1 protein-coding gene is annotated in these 267 nt (G+C 67.8%); it reads right to left on the bottom strand.

Going from position 1 to position 267, the window contains the following annotated elements; genetic code table 11:
• The coding region (locus tag CUZ56_RS15105; protein WP_455431070.1) for a hypothetical protein at positions 1-267 on the bottom strand (267 nt) is incomplete at both ends.

The following is a 267-nucleotide window of genomic DNA, read 5'->3' as shown; positions in this document are numbered from 1 at the left end:
GATCGGTCGGGCCCGGCACCACGCTCGGTGCCTGCACCTTCTCGGTCAGCCACTCCGGGATCCGGCTCAGTTCCGTATCCCAGTCCCACACACCGTCCGCACCGGTGACGTATTCCCAGCCGCGTCCGACCGGCGGTGCCAGCGTCCGCATGGTCTCGAACCCGCCGGAGGCGGTATCGACCGTGATCGCCTCCAGTTCGGGTTGCAGGCGCACCCGCTGCTGGATGATCGCCGAGCCTGCCGTATCGGCGTAGTAGGTCTGTTCCT

It is taken from the genome of Saezia sanguinis (assembly GCF_003991585.1).
In the GTDB taxonomy this organism is placed as follows: domain Bacteria; phylum Pseudomonadota; class Gammaproteobacteria; order Burkholderiales; family Burkholderiaceae_C; genus Saezia; species Saezia sanguinis.
The sequence above is the reverse complement of the archived record's forward strand: the minus strand, read 5'-3'. Positions and strand labels throughout refer to the sequence as shown.